Below are 16852 nucleotides of genomic sequence, written 5' to 3'. Positions count from 1 at the left end.
TGCTGCGATCCACCGGCGCCGACGCCGTGAGCGGAGGCGCACGAGCCGGGAGCCGGAGAGCGGCCTGGCGTCGACGAGCCGCAGCCCGGACTGGGCGGCCCGGAGCGGACGGAGGAGCCGTCTCAGGCGAGTCCGGCTCCGGACGAGCACGATCAGCTCGTCGACGAGGCCCTCGCGCAGCAGCGGGTTCCAGGCCGTCGCGCGGCCGACCATCAGTAGATTCCGGCTACGGCGGCGTCACGCGGCACCATGAGGGTGGTCGATGCCCAGGGGGCATCCGCACCGGCGGCCGGCGAGTCACTCACGACCAGGGAAGCCTGGAGTCAGCGTCCTTGCTCGCGAGTGGATGAAAGCCGGAGGGACGGCCCACCAACCCTTCTGAAGGGTCCATTTGCCTCCGCCGAACATGATTCCCACGCGGCCGACACGGTGTGGCGCGCTCGATGCTCCGGGCGGTGTCGAACGAGCTCTGGCCGTCGGCTCTCGTCGATCCGGGGCGCGGAATGAGGATCCGACGTCGACAGGGCGCGCGCGAGGGCGCTCACCCGGTGACCGCTCGTCCACGTCTCCGCCGTGCCACCGCTCACCGTCGTGGCCACCGCCGTCCGCGTTCCTGCCTTCCGAGCCCCAGGTGGCGCTGACAGGTCCAGGAAGCCGTGGAGGCGGCCGTCGGGCTCACTCACGGCCCCACAGTTGAGGGCCCACGGCGCCGCGGCGACCACACGGTCGGACCCTGACCGTTCCTCCGTCGACGGCGAACTGCTCGCTGACATGACGCGGAACGTGTCGCCGAGCATCCCGTGCACCTCCGTCGCCGCTCGACCGCGCAGCGGGCCCTGCCGGGCAGCGGGCCCTGCCGGGCACAGCGAAAGGGCCAGGTGCCGGGAGCTGTCGCTCCCGTGCACCCGGCCCTCAGCCGATGCCCTCCGCCTAGCGGGCGAAGTATCCGCGGTAGTACTCGTAGACCCAGCCCGTGATCGCGATCAGGAAGATGCCGGCCGCGATGTAGGTGATCCAGATGCCGACGGCGAGGCCGAGGAACGCCAGAGCCGCGGCACCGCCGAGGATCAGCGGCCACCAGCTCCAGGGGCTGAAGAAGCCGAGCTCCGGGTCCCCGTCGTCGATGTCGGCGTCGAGGCGGTCCTCGGGCAGTTCGGCACCCTGCGCCTTGTGCACGCGACCGACGTAGAACGCGATGAACGCGCCCAGCACAGCTGAGAGGGTGATGCCGACGGTCCCGACCCACTCCACCTGCTCGGTGTCGATGAGCGACCAGACGGTGTACGCGACGGCCGCGAGGAGGAAGAAGCCGGACAGGAGCCAGAACAGATTGACGTTGGCGCGCATGGCCCTACTTCACCGTGCCTTCGGACTTGTCGTACGTGGGGGCGTCCGGAGCGTCCTTCGCCGGACCGATTCCGACGGGGATGCCGGCCTCGGGGTGGTTCAGGTCGAAGGCCGGAGCCTCGCTGCGGATGCGCGGGATGGACGTGAAGTTGTGGCGGGGCGGCGGGCAGGAGGTCGCCCACTCGAGCGAGCGCGAGAAGCCCCACGGGTCGTTCACGGTGACCTTCGGCGCCTTGCGGGCCGTGATGTACACGTTGAGGAAGAACGGGATCAGCGAGACCGCGAGGATCATCGCTCCGATCGTCGACAGCTGGTTCATCCAGGTGAAGCCGTCCTCGGGGAGGTAGCTCGCGTAGCGGCGGGGCATGCCCACGACGCCGAGCCAGTGCTGGATGAGGAACGTGGTGTGGAAGCCGATGAACAGCAGCCAGAAGTGCCACTTGCCCAGGGTCTCGTTCAGCATCTTGCCGGTCCACTTGGGCCACCAGAAGTAGAAGCCCGAGAACATCGCGAACACGACGGTGCCGAACACGACGTAGTGGAAGTGGGCGACCACGAAGTACGAGTCGGACACGTGGAAGTCGAGCGGCGGGGACGCCAGGATGACGCCGGTGAGGCCACCGAAGGTGAAGGTGATCAGGAAGCCGATCGCCCAGATCATCGGGGTCTCGAACGTGACCGATCCGCGCCACATGGTGCCGATCCAGTTGAAGATCTTCACGCCGGTCGGGACCGCGATGAGCATCGTCATCAGCGAGAAGAACGGCAGGAGCACCGACCCGGTGACGTACATGTGGTGCGCCCAGACCGTCACGGACAGCGCCGCGATGGCGATCGTCGCGTAGATCAGCGTCTTGTAGCCGAAGATCGGCTTGCGGCTGAAGACCGGGAAGACCTCGGACACGATGCCGAAGAACGGCAGCGCGATGATGTACACCTCGGGGTGGCCGAAGAACCAGAACAGGTGCTGCCAGAGCAGGACGCCGCCGTTGGCCGCGTCGTAGATGTGGGCGTCGAAGACGCGGTCGGCACCGAGGGCGAACATCGCCGCGGCGAGGACCGGGAAGGCCAGCAGCACGAGGATCGACGTCACGAGGATGTTCCAGGTGAAGATCGGCATGCGGAACATGGTCATGCCCGGAGCGCGCATCGTGATGATCGTGGTGATGAAGTTCACCGCGCCGAGGATCGTGCCGAAGCCGGACAGGCCCAGGCCGAAGACCCAGAGATTGCCGCCCAACCCTGGCGAGAACGTCGTGCTCGACAACGGCGCGTAGGCGAACCATCCGAACGAGGCGGCGCCCTGCGGGGTGACGAAGCCGGCGACCGCGATGAGCGAGCCGAAGCTGTAGAGCCAGTAGGCGAAGGCGTTCAGTCGCGGGAAGGCGACGTCGGGGGCACCGATCTGCAGCGGCATCAGGACGTTGGCGAAGCCGGCGAACAGCGGCGTCGCGAACATCAGCAGCATGATCGTGCCGTGCATGGTGAACAGCTGGTTGTACTGCTCGCGCGTCTCGACGACGGCCAGGCCCGGCTGGAAGAGCTGGGCACGGATCACCAGCGCCATCACTCCTGCTATGCAGAAGTAGATGAACGACGTGATCAGGTACATGTACCCGATGACTTTGTGATCGGTGGACGTCATCCAGCGAACGAGGACGTTCGCCTTGCGCTCGACGGGCGGGGTGCCGAAGGTGCGGGACGACGGGGCGGGTGCGGTGGCGGTGCTCATGCTCCCCTACTCCTCGTTCTCGGTGCGGACCGGCGCACCGGTTCCGGGAAGGTTGCTGTTGCGGTCGTACTCCGCGCCGAGCTGGCCGGTCTGGCCCGCGTCGCGCAGCGACTGGATGTAGTCGTCGTACGTGTCTCGGTCGACGACCTCGACGTTGAAGAGCATCGCGGAGTGGTACTCGCCGCAGAGCTCGGCGCACTTGCCGGCGTACGTGCCCTCCTTGAGCGGCGTGACGTACATGTAGTTCGTCTTGCCCGGGATCATGTCCTTCTTGTAGAGGAAGTCGACGACCCAGAAGGAGTGGATGACATCGCGGGCGTCGAGCTGGATCTTGATCTTCTCGCCGACGGGCAGGTAGAGGGTGGGCACCTCGGACTCGACGAGCGAGCCGTTGGCGTCGCCGTCGGAGGACTCGTACTGGCCCTGGATGCCGGCGGAGTACACGTCCTCGTCGACGTAGTTGAAGTCCCACGCCCACTGCTTGCCGTAGACCTGGATGGTCTCGTCGGGGTTCTCGTAGGGCTCCTCGATCGCCGCCTGATCGCGGGCGGTGAAGGCGAAGAAGCCGATCACCAGGATCAGCGGCACGATCGTGTAGAAGATCTCGATCGGCATGTTGTAGCGCAGCTGCACCGGGAGGCCCGTCTGGCCCTTGCGGCGCCGGTACACGACGACGGCCCAGATCGTGAGCCCCCACGTGACGACGCCGACGGCGAGGAGGACGATCCAGGAGGTGACCCAGAGCCCGATGACCCGGTCGACGTGGTTCGTCGTGCCGGGTTCGGTGGGGAGCCAGCCCTGGAGCTGCTCCTGCGTGCAGCCCGCGAGAACGAGGGCGAGGGCTCCTGCAACGGGGGCAGCGACCCATCTGCGGAGACGGCGATTGAAGCGCACCGGTGACCTTTCGGAAGACTGGGGACCAGTTCACACGAAACTGTATTAGACCGGCTCCAGCCTACCTTCCCCGTCGGGACCGGAGTGCACCGCCGTCCGCTCTTGACCTCCGCGGCCGAGGGTGCGAAGAACGACGGACGGCGCCCGACCGCCCGCTTCTGCGAGCCGTCGGACGCCGTCCGGGAGGTGCTGGAGCGGCGTGTCGCCGCCGCCGATCAGTGGAAGCTGTCGCCGCAGGCGCAGCTGCCGCCCGCGTTGGGGTTGTCGATGGTGAAGCCCTGCTTCTGGATGGTGTCCTCGAAGTCGATCGAGGCGCCGTCGAGGTACGGGACGCTCATCTTGTCGACGACGAGGCCGACGCCCTCGAACTCGACCGCCGCATCGCCGTCGAGGGTGCGCTCGTCGAAGTAGAGCTGGTAGATGAGACCCGAGCAGCCACCGGGCTGGACGGCGACGCGCAGGCGCAGGTCGTCGCGGCCCTCCTGCTCGAGGAGGCTCTTGACCTTCGCGGCGGCGACGGGGGTCATCGAGACGCCGTGCGCGGTCTTCTGGTCGACGGTCGATGTCGTGTCGGACATGTCACTCCTCGAGGGGGTCGGTGCGGTGATGACGGCGTGGCGTCGGGGGGACGGCGTGCTGCCGTCGGTGATGCCACACGATTCTACGGTGGCAACTGCTCCGCGGAGCCGGGTATTCCGGATCCGTGCGGCCGCGTCAGCCGCGGTGGGCCGCCGCGCGCAGCAGGAAGAGCGCCTCCGTCTGCGCGGCCCGCTTGAAGACGCCGAGGTGGAGGGACTCGTTGGGGCTGTGCGCGCGCGAGTCGGGGTCCTCCACGCCGGTCACCAGGATCTGGGCGGCCGGGAACTCCCGGACGAGGTCGGCGATGAAGGGGATGCTGCCTCCCGCGCTCGTCTCCAGCGCGTCGCGGCCCCAGGCGTCCGCCATCGCCTGCTTGACGAGGCCCACGGCCCAGCCCGAGGTGTCGACGAGGAAGGGCTCCCCCGTGTCGACGTCGTCGATCTCGAGGTGGGCGCCGAACGGAGCATGGCCGCGCAGGTGGCGCTCGAGCGCGGCGAAGCCCTCGGGCGCCTCCTGCCCGGGCGCGATGCGCGCGCTGATCTTCACCCGGACGGAGGGGCTCAGCGTGTTGGAGGCGTCCACCACGCTCGGAGCGTCGATCCCCGTGACCGTGATCGAGGGCTTGGACCAGATGCGCGACAGGAACGGGCCGGAGCCGATCGGCGAGACTCCGTCGAGCAGGCCGGCGTCGCGGCGGAGGTCGCCCTCGCTGATCTCGGGGACGGCGCCGTCGTGCTCGCGCAGACCGTCGACGGCGACCGAGCCGTCCTCGTTCCACAGGGTGGAGAGCAGGCGCACCGTCGCGAGCATCGCATCCGGGACCGCTCCGCCGAGCATCCCGGAGTGGGAGGCGTGGTCGAGGGTCCGGACGGTGAGCGTGAAGGTGACGTTTCCACGCAGGCCCACGGTCAGCGACGGAGTGTCCACGTCCCAGTTGTCGCTGTCGGCGACGACGATGACGTCGGCGCGCAGGGCGTCGTGGTGCTCGCGGAGGAAGGTCGGGAACGACCGCGAGCCGAACTCCTCCTCGCCCTCGATGAAGAGCACGAGGCCGAGGTCGTGGTCGTCACCCGCCACCTGGCGCAGCGCGCGGACGGCGGCGAGGTGGGACACCACTCCGGCCTTGTCGTCGGCCGCGCCCCGGCCGTAGAGGCGGTCGCCGCGCACGGTCGGCTCGAACGGAGGGGTCTCCCACGAGGTCTCGGCGCCCTGCGGCTGGACGTCGTGGTGCGCGTAGAGGAGGACCGTGGGAGCGCCGTTGCGCGCGGCACGGGTGGCGAGGACGGCCGGCTGCCCGAGGACTCCCGAGTCGCCGATCGTCGACCGGCGGATCGAGACGTCCTCGAAGGCCCCGGTCTCGCGGACGAGCTCGGCGATCGCCTCGGCGCTCGCGGCCACCCGGGTGGCGTCGAAGCCGTCCCACGAGACGGAGGGGATGCGCACGAGGCGCCCGAGCTCCGCGAGCGAGCGCGGCAGGTCGTCGCGGACGGCGGCCAGGACCGCCTCCTCGGCTGCTGGGAGAGTGGACGTCGGAGTCGGAGCGTCGTGGGCCATGCAGGTAATCTTAAGAGACCCTCGATTCCAAGGACGTTCACCGTGGCCAAGCACCCGATCGCAACCGACACGCCCGACGACGCCGACTCGGCCCCGTCGACCGGCAAGGGGCGGCCGACGCCGACCCGGCGCGAGCGCGAGCTCGCCAACCAGCGTCCGCTCGTGACGACCGATCGCAAGCAGGCCGCGCGCGACGCCCGCGAGAAGGCCGCCGTGGCGCGCGAGCAGGCCCGGATCGGCCTCGCCGCCGGTGACCAGCGCTACCTGCCGCTGCGCGACAAGGGCCCGCAGCGCAAGTTCGTGCGCGACTGGGTCGACGCGCGCTTCAGCCTCGGCGAGTTCCTCATCCCCGTGATGGTCGTCGTCCTGCTGCTGAGCTTCTTCCCGCAGCCCGAGCTCCAGTACGTCACGCTCATCGTTCTCTGGGCGTTCTTCCTCGTCGCCGTGCTCGACTGCGTGCTGCTCGGCATGCGCATGCGGAAGAAGCTCGGGGAGCGCTACGGAGCCGACAAGGTCGAGAAGGGCATCCGCTGGTACGCCGCGATGCGCGCCCTCCAGCTCCGCGTCATGCGCCTCCCCAAGCCCCAGGTGAAGCGCGGGCAGTTCCCGGAGTGAGCGCGCTGCGCTCGCTCCGGGAACTGGTGCTCGCCTGCTCGGCCTCCGGCCTCGCCGCGGTCGGCTGAGTGGGCGGTCGCGTTCCGAGGAGCGTCCTGCGTCCGACTAGGTCGATCCGCTGCCACGCGGATCGACCGTTCGTCTTCTCGCGCCCGGGCGGTGAGGTGACTCGTCCTCGAGACGGGGAGTGACGACGGAGCGACGAGCTTCGTGGCGGTCGTCGCTCCCTCCAACCGGGATGCCGTCGATTTCCTGATCTCCACCGTCTCCAACGGCGACATGATGGAGTCGTCGGGCGGCTGCCCTCTGCTCTCCTCGCAGCACCTCCGACATCCGTCGACGTCGGGAAGTCGAGCTCACGGTCGAGGTCCGAGAGCAGAGCTCTGCGGAGCACGAGACGCGTCCGACCGATAACCTCTGTTCGGTCTTCGGCGAGGAGATCTTGCGGAGGCGAACGGGTGATTCGCGTGTCAGCGAATCGCCCTAGCCGAGCGCAAGACGCTCTGCAGGACGCGACCGCCTCGGGAGGCCGACTGCGCCGAGCCGGGCAGGGACCGGCTCGGGATCAGCACCGCGGGCAGGGACCGGCTCGGGATCAGCGCAGCGCGCGATTCACCTTCGCAGCCCACAGGGGGCCCTCGTAGATGAAGGCGGTGTAGCCCTGGACGAGGGTGGCGCCGGCGGCGAGACGCTCCTGCACGTCGGCGGCGGTCTCGACGCCTCCGACCGAGACGACGCAGAACTCCGCGGGGACGACGGCGCGGATCACGCGGAGGACGGCGAGCGAGCGGGCGGCGAGCGGGACTCCCGAGAGCCCCCCGGCACCGGCGGCGTCGACGACGGAGGCGGCCGTCCCGAGGCCCTCGCGGGAGAGGGTCGTGTTCGTGGCGATGACGCCGTCGAGCCCGAGGCGCACGGCGAGCTCGGCGACGCGCACGACCTCGTCGTCGGAGAGGTCGGGGGCGATCTTCACGAGCAGCGGAGTCGTGTCGGCCGCGTCCTTCACTGCGGCGAGCAGGGGCTCCAGCTTGTCGATCTCCTGCAGCCCGCGCAGGCCGGGGGTGTTCGGAGAACTCACGTTGACGACCAGGTAGTCGGCGAGAGGCGCCAGCATCCGGGCGCTGATCAGGTAGTCCTCGATCGCGTCGTCGACGTCGACCGCGCGGCTCTTGCCGATGTTGACGCCGATGACCGGACGCCCGCGGACCCCGCGGAGTCGGGCCAATCGACCCGCGGCCGCCCGCGCCCCGAGGTTGTTGAAGCCCATCCGGTTGATGACGGCGCGGTCCGCGACGAGGCGGAAGAGGCGCGGTCTGTCGTTGCCGGGCTGGGGGCGGGCCGTGATCGTGCCCACCTCCACGTGCCCGAAGCCCAGCGCGCCCAGCCCCAGGACGGCCGTGGCGTTCTTGTCGAAGCCGGCGGCGACTCCGAACGGCGTCGCGAAGCGCAGCCCGAGGGTCTCGACCGAGGTGTCGTGCTTCGGCAACGTGAACCGGCGCGCGAGGGGCGCGACGAGGGCGAGGCCGCGGATGACCGGGAAGGCGAGGTGATGCGCGCGCTCCGGATCGATGCGCCGCAGGACCGTGCGGAACAGGAGCGGGTAGACGGCAGCCATCAGAGCTCCTCGACGTCACGCGCAGGCCCGCTGCGCTCGGCGCGCAGGAGGGTGATGGCCGAGTCGAAGTCGTCGAGCGAGTCGAAGGCCTGGTACACGCTCGCGAAGCGCAGGTACGCGACCTCGTCGAGCTCGCGCAGCGGCGCGAGGATCGCGAGGCCGATGTCGTTCGCGTCGATCTGCGAGGCGCCGGTGGAGCGGATGCTCTCCTCCACCCGCTGGGCGAGCACCGCGAGATCGGAATCGGTGACGGGGCGGCCCTGGCAGGCCTTCCGCACACCGCTGACGATCTTCTCGCGGCTGAACGGCTCGACCACTCCGCTGCGCTTGATCACGACGAGGCTGGCGGTCTCGGTGGTCGAGAAGCGGCGACCGCACGAGGGGCACTGGCGCCGGCGTCGGATCGAGAGGCCGTCGTCGCTGGTACGCGAGTCGATCACCCGGGAGTCGGGGTGCCGGCAGAACGGGCAGAACATCGCGGAGTGCCTCTCGGGTCAGGCGAAGCGCGCGTCGACGGCGTCGCCGTGCGCGGGGAGCGCCTCGGCGTCGCTGAGCGCGCGGATGTGCGGGGCGACGCGAGCGAGGGCGCCGCGGTCGTAGCTGATGAGCTGCTGCGGGCGCAGGAACGTGTAGGCGCCCAGACCGGAGGAGAACCGCGCCTGGCCCATCGTGGGCAGCACGTGGTTGGAGCCGGCCAGGTAGTCGCCGAGGCTGACCGGCGCCGTGGGGCCGAGGAAGATCGCGCCCGCGTCGTGGATGAGCGCGGCGGTCGCCTCGGGGTCGCTCGTGTGCAGCTCGAGGTGCTCGGGGCCGTAGGCGTCGCTGAAGGCGCAGGCGGTCTCGAGGTCGTCCACGATGACGAGTGCCGACTGGGGACCGTCGAGCGCGATCGCCACGCGCGCGGAGTGGTGGGTCGTCGCGGCCTGACGCTCGACCTCCGCGCCGACCGCGCGGGCCAGCTCGGCGTCGTCCGTGACCAGCACGGCCGAGGCCGCCTCGTCGTGCTCGGCCTGGCTGACCAGGTCGGCGGCGATCAGCCGGGCATCGCCGGTGGAGTCGGCGATGACGAGGATCTCCGTCGGGCCGGCCTCGGAGTCGATCCCGACCTGGCCGAGCACCTGGCGCTTCGCGGTCGTGACCCAGATGTTGCCGGGGCCGGTGATCATGCCGACGGGCTCGAGGCCGATCGACTCGACACCGTAGGCCAGGGCGGCGACGGCGCCCGCGCCGCCTGCGGCGTAGACCTCGTCGACGCCGAGGAGACCCGCTGCCGCCAGGATCGTCGGGTGGACGGCGCCGCCGAACGCCTTTTGCGGCGGGGAGACGATCGCGATGGACTCGACGCCTGCGGCCTGAGCCGGGACGACGTTCATCACGACGCTCGAGGGGTACACGGCCTTGCCGCCGGGGACGTAGAGGCCCGCGCGGGCGACCGGCGTCCAGCGCTGGACGACAGTGGCGCCGTCGTCGAGGACGGTGGTCCGCTCGGGCGGGATCTGCGCGGCGCTCGCGCTCCGCACCCGGGCGATCGCCTCGTCGAGGGCCGAGCGGATGGCCGGATCGAGGTCGCGGACGGCGGCGGCGATGTGCTCGGCCGGCACCCGCAGGTGCGGCTGACGGACTCCGTCGAGTCGCTCGGACTGGTCGAGGAGCGCCTCCGCGCCGCGGGCTCGGACGTCGGCGATGAGCTCGGCGACGATCGGTCCGACGTCGGCGGAGGTACCCGGGTTGCGCGGCACGAGGGCGAGCAGCTCGGCGGCGGAGGGACGACGGCCGCGGAGGTCGAGAGTCTGGATCATGGCCGCCCCAGTCTACCGGCCGCCCCCGCCGCCCTCCGGCGCTGCGGCGCCGCTCCACTCGGGCTGCGGCCGGTCGCCCGGCACATCGCGCCGATCATCAGCCGGGAGCGAGCACGGCACTGTCGTCTCGACCCGCAGAGAGAGGGCAGCTCGGATCCGCTCGGCGGGTGCAAGGGTCTCGATACGCCGCTCCGCGGCTACTCGACCAGCAGGGGCGGCGGCGAGCCGTCCGTGTGGGGAGCTGCAAGGAGCGCGCCGCCGCGGGCGCGCCTCCCCACCTCGCAGCACCCCCGAGGCGAACCGGTGATCCGCGTCCCAGCGGATCGCCTTAGCCGGACGCACCCCGCTCCACCCGACGCACCCCGTCGCGAAGCCGACCGCGCGACGCCGGGCAGGGACCGGCGTCGACTTCAATACAGGCAGTTGGGCCCCAGCAGGGACTTCAGCTCTCCGAACAGGTCGGGGGTGATCCGGACAGGGAACGGCACTTCGAAGACGCGGGCCGTGTCGCCCTTGATGAGCTTCAGCCGCACCTCGGTCGAGCCGGAGTGGCGGATGAGCACGTCGCTGAGCTGCGAGACGGTGTCGGTCGTCGCGCGGGACTCGGGCAGGGAGACGGTCAGCGGCCCGGAGTCGCCGTCCTGGTTCATCTCGGGGGCGAAGAGGCTGAAGGCGTGCAGGTTCATGCCGTCGTCGCGCATGCTGACGCGGCCGCGGACGACCACGATGGAGTCGTTGGTGAGCGCGGGAGCGAACTCCTGGTACGCCTTGCCCATGAACATGCAGGTGATCTCGCCGCCGAAGTCCTCGACCTGGATCATCCCGTACTGGTTGCCCGAGGTCTTCGCCATGCGGTGCTGGACGCTCGTGACGAGCCCGGCGACGACGACCGTCTCGCCGTCGCCGATGGTCTCCGACACGAGGAGATCGGCGATGGTCGTGCTGTAGTGCTTGGCCAGTTCCGTCTCGAGGCCCGCGAGCGGGTGGTCCGACACGTAGAGGCCGAGCATGTCCCGCTCGAAGGCGAGCTTGTCGCGCTTGGCCCACTCGGGCCGCTCGGGCACCTGGACCGCCGCCTGCGGTTCGTCCCAGAGGCTGTCGAAGTCGAAGCCGACCTGTCCGTTGGCCTCGTTCCGCTTCTCGCCGACGGCCGCCTCGACGGCGTCCTCGTGGATCTCGACGAGGGCACGGCGTGTGGATCCGAGCGAGTCGAACGCGCCGGCCTTGATCAGCGACTCGATGGTGCGCTTGTTGGTCGCCTGCATCGGCACCTTGCGGAGGAAGTCGTGGAACGTCTCGAAGCGCCCCTTCTCCTCCCGTGCCGCGCGGATGCCCTCGACGACGTTCGTGCCGACGTTGCGGACGGCGCCCAGGCCGAAGCGGATGTCGGTCCCGACCGCGGTGAAGAAGCCGATGGACTCGTTGACGTCCGGCGGCAGCACCTTGATGCCCATCCGGCGGCACTCGTTGAGGTACGCCGCCATCTTGTCCTTGGAGTCGCCGACGCTCGTCAGCAGCGCCGCCATGTACTCCGCGGGGTAGTGCGCCTTGAGGTAGGCCGTCCAGTACGAGACGACGCCGTAGGCGGCCGAGTGCGCCTTGTTGAAGGCGTAGTCCGAGAACGGCAGCAGGATGTCCCAGAGCGTCTTGACGGCCTCCATGGAGTACCCGTTGGCGATCATGCCGCCCGAGAAGCCCTCGAACTGCTTGTCCAGCTCGGACTTCTTCTTCTTGCCCATCGCGCGCCGCAGAAGGTCGGCCTGCGCGAGCGTGAAGCCCGCGAGCTTCTGCGCGATCGACATGACCTGCTCCTGGTACACGATCAGTCCGTAGGTGCCGCCGAGCACCTCCGCGAGCGGTTCCTCGAGCTCGGGGTGGATCGGAGTGATCGGCTGGACGCCGTTCTTGCGCAGCGCGTAGTTCGTGTGGGAGTCGGCGCCCATCGGACCAGGACGGTAGAGCGCCAGCACGGCCGAGATGTCCTCGAAGTTGTCGGGCTTCATCAGCCGCAGGAGCCCGCGCATGGGGCCGCCGTCGAGCTGGAACACGCCGAGGGTGTCGCCGCGGGCGAGGAGCTCGTAGGCCGCGGGGTCGTCGAGCTCGAGGTCCTCGAGCACGAGGTCCTGCCCGCGGTTGGCCCGGATGTTGTCGAGCGCGTCGTCGATGATCGTGAGGTTGCGCAGCCCCAGGAAGTCCATCTTGATGAGGCCCAGGGACTCGCACGCGGGGTAGTCGAACTGCGTGACGATCTGGCCGTCCTGCTCCCGCTTCATGATCGGGATGATGTCGAGCAGCGGATCGCTCGACATGATGACGCCCGCGGCGTGCACGCCCCACTGCCGCTTCAGGTTCTCGAGTCCGAGCGCGGTGTCGAAGACGAGCTTCGCCTGGGGGTCCTCGGCGATCACGTTCCGGACGTCGACCGCTTCCTTGTAGCGGGCGTGCGCGGGATCGTTGATGCCGCTGAGGGGGATGTCCTTGCCCATGATCGCGGGCGGCATCGCCTTGGTCAGCTTCTCCCCCATGCCGAACGGGAAGCCCAGCACGCGCGAGGCGTCCTTGAGCGCCTGCTTCGCCTTGATGGTGCCGTAGGTGACGATCTGCGCGACGCGCTCGTCGCCGTACTTGTCGGTCACGTACCGGATGACCTCGCCGCGGCGACGGTCGTCGAAGTCGACGTCGAAGTCGGGCATGGAGACGCGGTCGGGGTTCAGGAACCGCTCGAAGATCAGGCCGTGGCGCAACGGATCGAGGTCGGTGATCTTCATCGCGTACGCGGCCATCGAGCCGGCGCCGGATCCTCGGCCGGGACCCACGCGGATCCCGTTGCGCTTGGACCAGTTGATGAAGTCGGCGACGACGAGGAAGTAGCCGGGGAAACCCATCTGCAGGATGACCTGCGTCTCGTAGTCGGCCCGGGCGCGGACCTCGTCGGAGATGCCGTCGGGGTAGCGCTCGCGCAGTCCCGCCTCGACCTCCTTGACGAACCAGGTGTCCTCGGTCTCCCCCTCCGGAACCGGGAAGCGCGGCATGTAGTTCGCGCTCGTGTCGAACTGCACATCGCAGCGCTCCGCGATGAGGAGCGTGTTGTCGCACGCCTCCGGGTGGTCGCGGAAGACCTGCCGCATCTCGCGGGGCGACTTGAGGTAGAACTCGTCGGCGTCGAACTTGAAGCGCTTGGGGTCGTCGAGGGTGGTGCCCGACTGCACGCAGAGCAGCGCCGCGTGCGAGGTCGCGTCGTGCGCGTGCGTGTAGTGGAGGTCGTTCGTGGCGACGAGCGGCAGGTCGAGGTCCTTGGCGAGCCGGATCACGTCGCCGATGACCCGGCGCTCGATGTCGAGGCCGTGGTCCATGATCTCGGCAAAGAAGTTCTCCTTGCCGAAGATGTCGCGGTAGTCCGCCGCCGCCTGCCGGGCCTCCTTGTACTGCCCCAGCCGCAGGCGCGTCTGCACCTCGCCGCTCGGGCAGCCGGTCGTGCCGATGAGGCCCTCGGAGTACTGCGAGAGGATCTCGCGGTCCATGCGGGGCTTGAAGTAGTAGCCCTCGATCGATGCCCGCGAGGACAGCCGGAAGAGGTTGTGCATCCCCGTCGTCGTCGAGCTCAGCAGCGTCATGTGGGTGTAGGCGCCGGAGCCGGACACGTCGTCGCCGCCGCCGTCGCCCCAGCGGATCCGCGTCTTGTCCGAGCGGTGCGTGCCGGGGGTGAGGTACGCCTCGGTGCCGATGATCGGCTTGATGCCCGCTGCCGTCGCCGTGCGCCAGAAGTCGAAGGCGCCGAACACGTTGCCGTGGTCGGTCACGGCGATCGCGGGCATGCCCTCCTCGACCGCCGCGTCGATGAGCGGCTTCACCCGCGCGGCACCGTCGAGCATCGAGTACTCGCTGTGCACGTGGAGGTGGACGAAGGAATCGTTACTCGGCAAGGATGCGCCTCCGACGGACTGCGAGCGAGGGGACCGGGGACCCGGGGAGGGTCGTGACCGACCGCGGTGGAAAAGTCTAACCGCGCGGAGGCGGCCCGACGGCGGGTGCCGCGGATCACTCCCCGCGCAGCACCGAGAGCGCGTGCGCGAGGTCGTCGGGATAGGACGCCTGGAACTCGACCCACTCCCCCGAACCCGGGTGTGCGAAGCCCAGGCGCACCGCGTCGAGCCACTGCCGGGTGAGTCCGAGCCGGGCCGACAGAGTGGGATCGGCCCCGTACATCGCGTCGCCGACGCACGGATGGCGCTGGGCGGCCATGTGCACCCGGATCTGGTGGGTGCGGCCGGTCTCGAGGTGGATCTCGAGCAGCGAGGCGAACGGGAAGGCCTCGATGGTCTCGTAGTGGGTCACGGACGGCTTGCCGTCGGCCCGCACCGCGAACTTCCAGTCCGAGGAGGGGTGGCGTCCGAGCGGAGCGTCGATCGTGCCGGCGAGCGGGTCCGGGTGGCCCTGGACCACAGCGTGGTACACCTTCTCGACCGTGCGGTCGTGGAACGCGCGCTTGAGGTGGGTGTAGGCCCGCTCCGACTTCGCGACGACCATGAGGCCGCTGGTGCCGGCGTCGAGGCGGTGGACGATGCCCGCACGCTCGGCCGCTCCCGACGTGGACACCGTGAAACCGGCTGCCGCGAGAGCGCCGAGGACCGTGGGGCCCTCCCAGCCGACCGCGGGATGCGCCGCGACTCCGACCGGCTTGTCGATGACGACGATGTCGTCGTCGTCGTGCACGATGCCGAGATCGGGCACGGCGATCGGGACGATTCGCGGCTCCTCGCGGGGTGACCACTCGACCGTCAGCCAGGAGCCGGCGACGACCCGGTCGCTCTTGTCGAGGACGCGGCCGTCGGCCGTCACTCCCCCGGCCTCCGCGACGTCGGCGGCGAAGGTGCGCGAGAAGCCCAGGAGTTTGGCGACGGCGGCGTCGGTGCGCAGGCCGTCGAGCCCGTCGGGGACGGGCAAGGAGCGGGACTGCACCATCAGGCGCCGGTCCTCGGCTCGCCGTGCGGCGCGTCGGCGTCGTCGGCCGATCGCGCGGCGTCGGACGACTCCTCGGCCGCGGCGGCCTCACTCGCCTTCGTCGTGCGCGTGCCGTCGAGGTTCACGCCACGCAGACTCAGGATCACGAAGATCGCCATCGCCGAGCAGATGGCGATGTCGGCGATGTTGTAGATCGCCGGGAGCAGCCACGGCGTGTAGAGGAAGTCGACGACGTGTCCGAGGCCGAAGGACGGCTCGCGGAAGAGACGGTCGAACAGGTTGCCGAGCGTGCCGCCGAGCAGCAGCCCGAAGAACAGCGCCCAGGCGGCCGAGCGGATGCGCCGGGCGAACCAGATCACCGCGACGACCACGCACGCGGCGATGATCGAGAAGATCCAGGTCGAGCCGCTCGCGAGCGAGAACGCCGCCCCCGGGTTCTTCACGTAGTGGAGGATCAGGACGTCGCCCAGGACGTGGACGTCCTCGCCGAGCGTGAGGGTCGTCGTGACCAGGTGCTTCGCGATCTGGTCGATCGCGAACACCGCGAGCGCAACGAGGCCGAGGGTGACGAGCACCCTCGGCCTGACGTTCGCTGCGGTGGTGCTACGCCCCAAAGCCGGGGAACGAGGACGACTCCGCCGGAACCGGCTGGACGTCGAGCTCGCGGAGCTGACCCTCGATGTAGCTCTTCAGCTTCTGGCGGTACTCGCGCTCGAAGGTGCGGAGCTCGTCGATGCGGTGCTCCACGGTCGCGCGCTCCTCGTCGAGCTTCGCGAGCTGCTGGCGCTGCTTCGCCTCGGCCTCGGCGACGAGACGGGCGGCGGTCGCCCGACCCTCGGCGACGAGAGCATCGCGCTTCTCGGCGCCCTCGCGGACGTGCTCCTCGTGGAGACGGCGGGCGAGCTGCAGAAGTCCGCTGGAGGACTCGGCCTCGTCGACCGGAACCGACTGCGACGCGCTGGGAGCGGCGACGGGCGCGGGCGCCGGAGTGGGCTCGGGCTCGGGCTCCGGCTCGGGAGCCGGGGTCTCGTCGACGACGGGAGCGGGGGACGTCACCGGCGCGGCGTCGCGCGGTGCGTCGGAGCCGCCGGAGGCGAGGCTCTGGCGCAGCTCCTCGTTCTCCTGGTTCAGGCGGCGGAGCTCCACGACGACCTCGTCGAGGAAGTCGTCGACCTCGTCCTGGTCGTAGCCCTCGCGGAACTTCGTCGGCTGGAACCGCTTATTGACAACATCTTCGGGAGTGAGCGCCATGGCTTTCCACCTTCGATTTCAAGTAGGTACACGTTTATCGACGTTCGACTAAAGCTAGCAACTTCGTGAACGCGGCGCAGTGCGAGCACCGCGGAGAACGTCAGGACGCCCCCACGATACAGGGAGCGGAAGTGATCCCGGCACCGCCCGGTGCGTCCCTCGGCTGAGGGATCACCGGGAGCGGCCGGAGTCGGATCAGGCGGCGCGGAGCCAGGTCGCGATGTACATGCCCACGATCACGCAGAGCATGGTGAGGCTCCAGCCGAAGTCGAGGGCGATCGGACCGATCGACACGGGCTTGATGAGCCGCCGGAAGAAGGAGATGGGCGGGTCCGTGACCGTGTAGACGGTCTCGGCGGCGACGAGACCGGCGCCGCGCGGACGCCAGTCCCGGCGGATGACCCGCACCAGATCGAGCACGAACCTCGCCCACATGGCGAAGAAGTACAGGAGCAGGACGAAGTAGAGGACGCTCCCGAGGAGCGAGACGACGGAGGTCACCGC

14 protein-coding genes are annotated in these 16852 nt (G+C 69.8%); 1 reads left to right on the top strand and 13 read right to left on the bottom strand.

Annotated elements, in window-relative coordinates; translation table 11 throughout:
• Window positions 1–930: 930 nt before the first annotated feature.
• The 5 genes from LRG51_RS00680 to LRG51_RS00660 all read right to left on the bottom strand — a co-directional run bounded on the left by LRG51_RS00680 (window position 931) and on the right by LRG51_RS00660 (window position 6106).
• On the bottom strand, window positions 931–1347 hold the full coding sequence (locus LRG51_RS00680) for a cytochrome c oxidase subunit 4 (protein ID WP_055791667.1): 417 nt from the start codon (window positions 1345–1347) through the stop codon (window positions 931–933).
• A 4-nt stretch (window positions 1348–1351) separates the two neighbouring features.
• Complete coding sequence (gene ctaD / locus LRG51_RS00675) at window positions 1352–3079, bottom strand: aa3-type cytochrome oxidase subunit I (protein ID WP_055791665.1); 1728 nt, start codon at window positions 3077–3079, stop codon at window positions 1352–1354.
• A 6-nt stretch (window positions 3080–3085) separates the two neighbouring features.
• Window positions 3086–3973, bottom strand: a complete 888-nt coding sequence (ctaC, locus tag LRG51_RS00670) for an aa3-type cytochrome oxidase subunit II (RefSeq protein ID WP_055791662.1) — start codon at window positions 3971–3973, stop codon at window positions 3086–3088.
• A 215-nt stretch (window positions 3974–4188) separates the two neighbouring features.
• On the bottom strand, window positions 4189–4551 hold the full coding sequence (erpA, locus tag LRG51_RS00665) for an iron-sulfur cluster insertion protein ErpA (protein WP_055791660.1): 363 nt from the start codon (window positions 4549–4551) through the stop codon (window positions 4189–4191).
• Window positions 4552–4687: 136 nt separating this feature from the next.
• Entirely contained in the window at window positions 4688–6106 is a 1419-nt protein-coding gene (locus LRG51_RS00660; RefSeq protein ID WP_230670408.1) for a dipeptidase, read from the bottom strand.
• 42 nt (window positions 6107–6148) lie between these two features.
• Here LRG51_RS00660 and LRG51_RS00655 point away from each other — a divergent pair, with 42 nt between their 5' ends.
• Complete coding sequence (locus tag LRG51_RS00655) at window positions 6149–6721, top strand: DUF3043 domain-containing protein (protein ID WP_082485339.1); 573 nt, start codon at window positions 6149–6151, stop codon at window positions 6719–6721.
• Between the two features lie 595 nt (window positions 6722–7316).
• Here the strand turns inward: LRG51_RS00655 and LRG51_RS00650 are convergent.
• The 8 genes from LRG51_RS00650 to LRG51_RS00615 all read right to left on the bottom strand — a co-directional run bounded on the left by LRG51_RS00650 (window position 7317) and on the right by LRG51_RS00615 (window position 16849).
• Window positions 7317–8336, bottom strand: coding sequence for a quinone-dependent dihydroorotate dehydrogenase (locus LRG51_RS00650; RefSeq protein WP_230670407.1), 1020 nt, complete (start codon window positions 8334–8336; stop codon window positions 7317–7319).
• Window positions 8336–8812 (bottom strand): transcriptional regulator NrdR, encoded by a 477-nt coding sequence (nrdR, locus tag LRG51_RS00645; protein ID WP_055791651.1) that lies wholly within the window; start codon window positions 8810–8812, stop codon window positions 8336–8338. The genes LRG51_RS00650 and nrdR overlap by 1 nt, the downstream gene beginning before the upstream one ends.
• A gap of 18 nt (window positions 8813–8830) precedes the next feature.
• Complete coding sequence (hisD, locus tag LRG51_RS00640) at window positions 8831–10135, bottom strand: histidinol dehydrogenase (RefSeq protein ID WP_230670405.1); 1305 nt, start codon at window positions 10133–10135, stop codon at window positions 8831–8833.
• A gap of 410 nt (window positions 10136–10545) precedes the next feature.
• Window positions 10546–14007 carry a DNA polymerase III subunit alpha gene (gene dnaE, locus LRG51_RS00635; protein ID WP_055795046.1) on the bottom strand — a complete coding sequence of 1154 codons (3462 nt, stop codon included), beginning with the start codon at window positions 14005–14007 and terminating at the stop codon, window positions 10546–10548.
• Window positions 14008–14173: 166 nt separating this feature from the next.
• A complete protein-coding gene (locus LRG51_RS00630; protein ID WP_055795043.1) occupies window positions 14174–15094 on the bottom strand; it encodes an RluA family pseudouridine synthase in 921 nt (306 codons plus the stop codon).
• Between the two features lie 2 nt (window positions 15095–15096).
• Entirely contained in the window at window positions 15097–15672 is a 576-nt protein-coding gene (lspA, locus tag LRG51_RS00625) for a signal peptidase II (RefSeq protein WP_055794991.1), read from the bottom strand.
• Between the two features lie 28 nt (window positions 15673–15700).
• Window positions 15701–16348 carry a DivIVA domain-containing protein gene (locus LRG51_RS00620; RefSeq protein WP_055794989.1) on the bottom strand — a complete coding sequence of 216 codons (648 nt, stop codon included), beginning with the start codon at window positions 16346–16348 and terminating at the stop codon, window positions 15701–15703.
• Between the two features lie 195 nt (window positions 16349–16543).
• On the bottom strand, window positions 16544–16849 hold the full coding sequence (locus LRG51_RS00615) for a YggT family protein (RefSeq protein ID WP_055794987.1): 306 nt from the start codon (window positions 16847–16849) through the stop codon (window positions 16544–16546).
• Window positions 16850–16852 lie beyond the last annotated feature (3 nt).

It is taken from the genome of Rathayibacter sp. Leaf248 (assembly GCF_920939495.1).
Taxonomy (GTDB): domain Bacteria; phylum Actinomycetota; class Actinomycetes; order Actinomycetales; family Microbacteriaceae; genus Rathayibacter; species Rathayibacter caricis.
Note: the sequence above shows the minus strand (reverse complement) of the source record. Positions and strands in the feature narration are given on the sequence as shown.

Coding starts and splice junctions, on each gene's coding strand:
- LRG51_RS00620 (WP_055794989.1), bottom strand. CDS start 16,348: ATGGCGCTCACTCCCGAAGATGTTGTCAATAAGCGGTTCCAGCCGACG.
- ctaD (WP_055791665.1), bottom strand. CDS start 3,079: ATGAGCACCGCCACCGCACCCGCCCCGTCGTCCCGCACCTTCGGCACC.
- LRG51_RS00660 (WP_230670408.1), bottom strand. CDS start 6,106: ATGGCCCACGACGCTCCGACTCCGACGTCCACTCTCCCAGCAGCCGAG.
- erpA (WP_055791660.1), bottom strand. CDS start 4,551: ATGTCCGACACGACATCGACCGTCGACCAGAAGACCGCGCACGGCGTC.
- nrdR (WP_055791651.1), bottom strand. CDS start 8,812: ATGTTCTGCCCGTTCTGCCGGCACCCCGACTCCCGGGTGATCGACTCG.
- LRG51_RS00650 (WP_230670407.1), bottom strand. CDS start 8,336: ATGGCTGCCGTCTACCCGCTCCTGTTCCGCACGGTCCTGCGGCGCATC.
- LRG51_RS00680 (WP_055791667.1), bottom strand. CDS start 1,347: ATGCGCGCCAACGTCAATCTGTTCTGGCTCCTGTCCGGCTTCTTCCTC.
- dnaE (WP_055795046.1), bottom strand. CDS start 14,007: ATGCTCGACGGTGCCGCGCGGGTGAAGCCGCTCATCGACGCGGCGGTC.
- hisD (WP_230670405.1), bottom strand. CDS start 10,135: ATGATCCAGACTCTCGACCTCCGCGGCCGTCGTCCCTCCGCCGCCGAG.